Annotated in this window: 1 tRNA gene; it reads left to right on the top strand. The window is 61.8% G+C overall.

Features of this window, described 5'->3' with window-relative positions:
- The first annotated feature begins 83 nt into the window (after positions 1 to 83).
- Positions 84 to 157, top strand: a tRNA-Leu gene (locus F0L68_RS41955).
- Positions 158 to 233: the final 76 nt, after the last annotated feature.

The raw sequence follows: 233 nt of genomic DNA, 5'->3' as shown, positions 1-233 counted from the left end.
CACCAGGCGCCCCGAACCTCCAACACCGAATGACCGGGGTACGCGAACTCCCCAAACCAAGGTCGCGTACAGTGTGTTGGCCAGCCCCCGTAGCCCAATCGGCAGAGGCAGCGGACTCAAAATCCGTCCAGTGTGCGTTCGAGTCGCACCGGGGGCACGCTTCTTCACCCACCTGACCTGCGACTTCTTCGCAGCGTCATCTCCAGTCGCTTCCTTGTTGATCTCTGGTGTGC

The sequence above is a fragment of the Solihabitans fulvus genome (genome assembly GCF_008386585.1).
Classification (GTDB): domain Bacteria; phylum Actinomycetota; class Actinomycetes; order Mycobacteriales; family Pseudonocardiaceae; genus Solihabitans; species Solihabitans fulvus.
This window is presented reverse-complemented; position numbering and strand designations above follow the sequence as displayed.